9 protein-coding genes are annotated in these 6,247 nt (G+C 32.3%); all 9 read right to left on the bottom strand.

Features of this window, described 5'->3' with window-relative positions:
- Positions 1 to 164 precede the first annotated feature (164 nt).
- On the bottom strand, positions 165 to 1,145 hold the full coding sequence (locus tag OZD61_RS00135) for an SGNH/GDSL hydrolase family protein (protein WP_274979387.1): 981 nt from the start codon (positions 1,143 to 1,145) through the stop codon (positions 165 to 167).
- Positions 1,146 to 1,285: 140 nt separating this feature from the next.
- Positions 1,286 to 3,238 carry an RNA polymerase sigma factor RpoD gene (rpoD, locus tag OZD61_RS00130; protein ID WP_274979388.1) on the bottom strand — a complete coding sequence of 651 codons (1,953 nt, stop codon included), beginning with the start codon at positions 3,236 to 3,238 and terminating at the stop codon, positions 1,286 to 1,288.
- Positions 3,239 to 3,376: 138 nt separating this feature from the next.
- Entirely contained in the window at positions 3,377 to 3,688 is a 312-nt protein-coding gene (locus OZD61_RS00125; protein ID WP_274979386.1) for a cation:proton antiporter subunit C, read from the bottom strand.
- Complete coding sequence (locus OZD61_RS00120; RefSeq protein ID WP_006279705.1) at positions 3,685 to 4,104, bottom strand: Na(+)/H(+) antiporter subunit B; 420 nt, start codon at positions 4,102 to 4,104, stop codon at positions 3,685 to 3,687. Before OZD61_RS00120 ends, OZD61_RS00125 begins: the two co-directional genes overlap by 4 nt.
- The gene (locus tag OZD61_RS00115) at positions 4,097 to 4,624 is read right to left on the bottom strand and encodes a DUF4040 domain-containing protein (protein ID WP_274979385.1); all 528 of its coding nucleotides are present in this window, start codon (positions 4,622 to 4,624) and stop codon (positions 4,097 to 4,099) included. Before OZD61_RS00115 ends, OZD61_RS00120 begins: the two co-directional genes overlap by 8 nt.
- A gap of 1 nt (position 4,625) precedes the next feature.
- Complete coding sequence (mnhG, locus tag OZD61_RS00110; protein WP_006279703.1) at positions 4,626 to 4,913, bottom strand: monovalent cation/H(+) antiporter subunit G; 288 nt, start codon at positions 4,911 to 4,913, stop codon at positions 4,626 to 4,628.
- A gap of 6 nt (positions 4,914 to 4,919) precedes the next feature.
- On the bottom strand, positions 4,920 to 5,165 hold the full coding sequence (locus tag OZD61_RS00105; protein WP_007548527.1) for a monovalent cation/H+ antiporter complex subunit F: 246 nt from the start codon (positions 5,163 to 5,165) through the stop codon (positions 4,920 to 4,922).
- A gap of 28 nt (positions 5,166 to 5,193) precedes the next feature.
- Positions 5,194 to 5,601 (bottom strand): DNA-directed RNA polymerase subunit omega, encoded by a 408-nt coding sequence (gene rpoZ / locus OZD61_RS00100; protein ID WP_007548528.1) that lies wholly within the window; start codon positions 5,599 to 5,601, stop codon positions 5,194 to 5,196.
- 60 nt (positions 5,602 to 5,661) lie between these two features.
- Positions 5,662 to 5,958 carry a helix-turn-helix domain-containing protein gene (locus OZD61_RS00095; protein ID WP_010081926.1) on the bottom strand — a complete coding sequence of 99 codons (297 nt, stop codon included), beginning with the start codon at positions 5,956 to 5,958 and terminating at the stop codon, positions 5,662 to 5,664.
- Positions 5,959 to 6,247 lie beyond the last annotated feature (289 nt).

The raw sequence follows: 6,247 nt of genomic DNA, 5'->3' as shown, positions 1-6,247 counted from the left end.
CGGTTTTTCAAATTGTCGGTAAATCTAAGTCAGTTTAGCTATAGGCAGCAATTTTCTGTATTTATTTTAAATTGAAGAAAGCTCAAATGAAAGATCGTGTTTTGCTAAAAATCACAGAATGCGGTCTGGTTACTATTTAAAAGGATATGTTCAAAAAAACTGTGTCAAATCAACTCATACACTTCATTACCAACTTCATGATGAAGTTCCGCAGTTGGATGGAAATAATCAAAAAAGAAATAATCCTTTAGTGTTTCTTTGCTACACCCAGGGTTATAGTGAACGTCAAGTTCCCCTTTAAATATCAACTTTAAGAGTATTTTTACATTTTCTTTAAATCTCCCAACTTGGTCTGCAATGTTCGATGTGCATGCATCTTGACAATTTAAACCTTTGCTCTTGTATTCGCTAAACATACTTCTCATTTTAGAGTTAAGATCAAATGCTTTTATTTCAAGATTTGCACTTTTCTTCATATAATCTAAGCCTTTAGCCAGTTTTGCATTGAAACTCTCCGTGAGCTTTGTAGCTAGTTCCCTTGCTTCTTCATCTCTATTAAAAGCTGGTATTAAGCCAACTTCAGGTGCGTTTGCAACAACTACATGCTTAACACCATGTTCATTTAGAACCTTAAGTGCATTACATATTTCACTCACTGCTTGTTCCAACACTTCTTCCGCTTTAGTATCGTCATAAGCAGTGGCAACCATAACATCATTTCCGCCGATTATGATGCAAAATAAATCTTCTTTACCTATATCTGGATGATGTTTAATTACCGCATCTAGCTGGTTAGCTAAACGAAATTTATTGAAGAAATAAGAAAAAATAGGGTCAAAAATTTCAGATGCTGTTGCATATGAAACTGCGTAATTCTGATCTTGCTGTTCGTGGCATCTCCCAAAAAATGAATAACCCCACCCAGGTTTAAATTCATCTAAATCTAAATATTTTGCTATATATTCAACAGCAGTAGGGCCATTGCTAAAAGATCTTCCTTGATAAAAAGGATCATCAAATTTTACGCTTTTTGCAAAGGATAAATTATTTAAAATTCCAATGATTGCGCCATTATCGGATAAGCTATCACCCAGAACATAAAAATTTCTATACTTTGAATTAGAATTGTCATTTTTGTTTGTCATAATATTTACCGTAGATTAGCATGCTGTTTCATTAGATTCATAGAAAAAGAAAAACAGCGGTGAAATTATACAACTTTAGCCTAACTTGCTCTCCACTTTTTCCGGGCAAAATCAGCTTCTTCTTAACTTGACACGTACACTTAAAAGAACCCTCTAAGTTTTCTAGCACGGCTTGGATGTTTCAACTTGCGCAGTGCTTTTGCCTCTATTTGCCTAATTCTCTCACGTGTTACATTAAAAATTTTTCCTACTTCTTCTAAGGTATGTTCCTTCCCATCTTTACCAAGGCCAAAACGCATTCTTAAAATTCTTTCTTCCTTTGGTGTTAAAGTTGCAAGGACATTGGTTGTAATGCCACGCAAGTCAGCAAGTATTGCAGCATCCTCTGGCCTGGAGACTCGCTTGTCTTCTATACAATCACCAAAGGTACTACTATCATCTTTTCCTGTTGGAGCTTCAAGACTTACTGGATCCCTTGCTATTTTCATAACTCTGCGTATTCTTTCCAGTGGCATTGTCAGTTCTACACTCAATTCCTCTAACGTCGGCTCTCTTCCCATCTCATGAGTCATCTTTCTTAATGCTCTGTTGATTTTACTGATAATTTCCACCATATGAACTGGTATTCTAACTACTTTAGACTGCTCAGGTATTGCTCTAGTGATTGATTGTCTTACCCACCAAGTGCCATAAGTTGAAAATTTATATCCACGTTTGTAATCAAACTTATCCACGGCCTTCATAAGACCAATATTGCCTTCTTGTATCAAATCAAGCAGATCAAGGCCTCTTTTTGAATACTTCTTAGCAATGGAAACTACTAGCCTTAAGTTAGCCTTAATCATTTCTTGCTTTGCTTCAGAGACTTCTCGTTCGTGTTTTTGTATTCTCTTGATTAGCTCCTTAAATTCTTGTACGTTATCTTCCTGTGTATGCTGCTTAATACCGTTCAAGGTACTAGCTATATGTTCAGAGTTATCGTCTATAAACCTTAAAAATTTGTTTTTTAATTCACCTGTAAAAGAGGACTGATTTTCATTGATCTTTAAAAGACTTATCTTTTTCAATTCGTGCTTTAAAAGCACGTCATCATAAACTTTATAGAAACTTTCTCTATCGATATCGTATTTTCTAGCCTCAGCAATAAGATTAGCCTCTTCAAGCGTAATGGATCTATTTATCTTATAAAGTTCTTGTGTAATTCTGGCAACAGCAGCATCACTTAACTTAATTTGTAATGCTATAGACCATATTTGATTATACAAATTTTCTAGCTCATTAGAGAAATTTTTAGAATTTTTTCTTAATATCAACGCTTCATTTGTTAAAGTAATTATCTCATCCAATGCAACTATGACCTTTGGCAATAAGTCACTTTCCATTTCAAGAATAGAAACATTTAAATTGACTGAACTTATATCTTCATTATTACCGTCTTTCTCATCATCACTTTTTTTACTATCTTTCTCATCATCACTACAGTACTCAGCATCTTCAGAAACATCCTCAGAATCCTCAACATCTTCAGCACTTTCTTCACTCTCTTCACTTTCTTCTTTGGGTACCACATTAAAATCAGAGTTATAAATTGCATCCAGATCTATAATTTCTCTCAGTAAGAGAGCTCCATTACTTAAATCATCACGCCATACTTTTATCACCTTTAATGTTACTGATGTTTCAATTATTGCGCGTAACATGTTATGCTTTTCAGATTCAATTTTTTTTGCTATCTCGATTTCACCTGCCCTTGATAAAAGCTTTACGGAGCTCATGTCTTGTAAATAAATCCTCACTGGATCATCATTTTGTACTAAAGTTGCAGTAACATTTGGCGATGTGTCATCATCATCAAGTTTACTATCATCACTGTTGGAAGGAATATCTTCTTCATCTTCGCTACTTTCAAGCACATTAATTCCGGAATCCTGCAATAAAGATATAGCATCATCTATAAAGTCAGACGAAAAATTTTCATCTGATAATTTATCATTTATATCATCAAAGGTGATAAAACCACCCTTTTTTATACTCTTAGTTACCAGATCTTTGATAATTTTTTTCTTATCTTCTGCATCATTAATAGTTGACATCATTACCTTTATAGTTTATAATTTTATTTCTTACTAACAAACAAACTTACAACGAGCAAGTCTATAATTTTACTTTTAACTTGTGGCTATTTGTTACTTCATATAGTTTAAGATGTTGTTAATTTATGTACACTTGTCTTAATCAATTGTTCCATACTTTTCTTCCATTTTTACTGCTATGGATAATCCAACTGAAAATGTTGCAATTCCAACCACTATAGCAGTAAGCATTAAAACATGGGGTATAGGATTGCTATATGAATAAAAATTTGAAACCAATATAGGAGGCAAGGAACTTTTTATATATCCTAGAGATATGTAAAATAACAAAACAGATGCTTGGAAGACGCTTACCCCTATCATTTTCTTGACTAAATTTTTATCGCTTATAATAATATATAAACCTAGCACCATTAATACAATAATAATCGTATAATTATATAAAGTCATTGTTTTTTCCTACGAGCAAAATTTATATATATAATTAACATAGAGGAGCAGACAGTAAATGCTACACCTAATTCCACCAAAAAAATACCTAATTTTTGACCGGTTCTATTATTGGTTAACAAGATATCATAAGATAAAAAATTTTGGCCAAGTAAAGTTGTTGCAACGCCCGTTCCTCCATAAATTAAAATACCTAACACGTTAGTCAATCTAATCACAGAATAAGGTATTGCTTTTAGAGTTGTAGATACACCAAATAGCATTGAATATAATATTATCCCGGAGGCAATAATTATTCCTGCTTGAAAACCTCCACCCGGAGTGTAATCACCGTGAAATTGTATGTATAAACCAAATAAAATGATAAAAGGTATCATCAAAAATGTTACTGCATTTAATATCGGATCTTTAATCATTTTCTTTTTCTTCTTTTAATATCAACGTTATACAAAGCGCAGCAGTAAAAACTACTATAGTTTCTCCAAACGTGTCATAACCACGAAAGCTTGCCAAAATAGCTGTCACTATATTAGGAATACCGGTAGCTTTTTCGGTATTTTCCACATAATAAGGAGCAACATGCAAGTGGATCGGAGCATTGTGGCTGCCAAAATCTGGCAATTGAATCATAAAACATGACAAACATACAGCCAGAAATAACATAAAAAAAAGCGTTATAGGGTTATGACATAGATTTACTTTATGATTCTTTATCAAGGAGAGTGCTGCAAACGTAAAAACTGTACTGAGCCCCGCACCAACAGAAGCTTCAGTAATTGCAACATCATGTGCATTCATAATTAAGTATATAAGCGCAATCAGTGAACTAAATACACACATTAGAACAGCACTTACGACTAAATGTCGCGAGAAAACTATAAAAACCGTAACTGTTAGTAACAACAAAAGTAACACTACATTTAATATTTCTAACACCTTAGCCTTCTTTAACAGTTTTTTTCTTAACCTTATAATGAGTGCGCGCTAAAATATAGCTATTAGTTGAGTTAGCTACCCATATTATAAAAATTAATAATACTATTTTAACAGTATTGATTGAAAATCCATTCTGCAAAGCAAAACCAATTAACAATAACGTTGCACCGCTAGAATCTGTAATACCTGCTGCATGTAACCTAGTATAGAAATCAGGAAATCTGATCACCCCTATATTTGAAATAATTATCAAACAAATACCTAAAAATATGAAAATGGATCCTATCATAAATTATCAAAACAACATTAATCTCATTAGTGCTATAGTTGATATAAAGCTAACGCTAGCATACAACAATGCTATATCAATTAGAAAAAAATTATTCAGAATGATTGATATTGCTGTTATAAGTACAACTACTTGCGTTGAGAAATTATTGAACGCTAAAACCTTATTGTACACATCATTTGACTTAGACACTATGCAACACAACATTACACTCATACAGAACAACAGTGTATAGATAGCAATGCAAATCATTTAAAGACCATGTGACTTCAGTAGATTTCTAAACGGATACTTCTTCATCGCCATCTTGATCATTTATTTCATCATCTATTTCACCATCCACTTCATAATCTTGGCTTTCTTGACTTGCATCAAGATCTGTGTTATCAGAAAAATTTAATAAATTCGCTAGCTTACTTGTATTACTGCTGTAAACATTATTCATATTTCCTTTCATGTATTCCTTGCATCTACCTACCAAAAGGCTAAACAGCTCATGAGTATCCACCTGTTTTCCTGCTATTTCATGTAAGGAAACTATGGTATTTTTATGACCTTTAAACTTAGCTGCTTGAATTGGATTACTTGCCCCTGTATTTAAATCATGTGTTCTTTGACTTGCCAACAGAACCAATTTGAAACGGTTACTTACCCGTTCTATACACTTTTCTACAATAGACTCAGCCATAAGATACTACCTTAACAAGTTTTATACTATATCAAAAAAAACAAGTTGTCAACTTTGTATCTATTGCGATTCAACTTCATGTTTTACTTTTTCTGCCTCAGATTTTATTTCTTGGCTTTCTGTCATCGTGATTGTTATTTCATGATCAAGTTTTTTTAGAAATCCTAACAATCGCTCTAAAGAAAAACCATCTATTTTACCATTTTTAATTTGCGATACCTTTGGCTGATCAATACCAAGTTTCTCAGCTGCAAAAGCCTGAGTCCAAGCATTTTTTTCTATAATTTTATTTATTATATAAAGCAACTTTGTTTTTATTCCTGCACTGTCTAAGTTATTTAACGATATTATTTCCATAATTTTTACACTCACATATCAATTAACTTTATTAAATATTATAGCATAATATTTAATATACCAAGATATTAATATCATGTAACTTGTCAATAATTATATGATATCAATATTCAAAACTTTAAGTTGATTATATATTAATATTTTCATCAAGTTTCTAGTAATTTTAAATTACCATTTTACCATCAGTCTGTCTGAAAAAACCATTTATAGAAAGAACAAGCTAAGAACCTGTTAAGGATCTCGAAAATATGAGGTAAAATAAGCATAGTTAAGAAAGAGGTATATCTAT

Source organism: Wolbachia endosymbiont of Drosophila bocki (assembly GCF_028982005.1).
Classification (GTDB): domain Bacteria; phylum Pseudomonadota; class Alphaproteobacteria; order Rickettsiales; family Anaplasmataceae; genus Wolbachia; species Wolbachia pipientis.
The sequence above is the reverse complement of the archived record's forward strand: the minus strand, read 5'-3'. Positions and strand labels throughout refer to the sequence as shown.

Bases quoted from the DNA above. Each gene is read 5' to 3' on its own strand.
- OZD61_RS00120 (WP_006279705.1), bottom strand. From the start codon at position 4,104: ATGATTAAAGATCCGATATTAAATGCAGTAACATTTTTGATGATACCT.
- OZD61_RS00125 (WP_274979386.1), bottom strand. From the start codon at position 3,688: ATGACTTTATATAATTATACGATTATTATTGTATTAATGGTGCTAGGT.
- OZD61_RS00135 (WP_274979387.1), bottom strand. From the start codon at position 1,145: ATGACAAACAAAAATGACAATTCTAATTCAAAGTATAGAAATTTTTAT.
- mnhG (WP_006279703.1), bottom strand. From the start codon at position 4,913: ATGATAGGATCCATTTTCATATTTTTAGGTATTTGTTTGATAATTATT.
- rpoD (WP_274979388.1), bottom strand. From the start codon at position 3,238: ATGTCAACTATTAATGATGCAGAAGATAAGAAAAAAATTATCAAAGAT.
- rpoZ (WP_007548528.1), bottom strand. From the start codon at position 5,601: ATGGCTGAGTCTATTGTAGAAAAGTGTATAGAACGGGTAAGTAACCGT.
- OZD61_RS00095 (WP_010081926.1), bottom strand. From the start codon at position 5,958: ATGGAAATAATATCGTTAAATAACTTAGACAGTGCAGGAATAAAAACA.
- OZD61_RS00105 (WP_007548527.1), bottom strand. From the start codon at position 5,165: ATGATTTGCATTGCTATCTATACACTGTTGTTCTGTATGAGTGTAATG.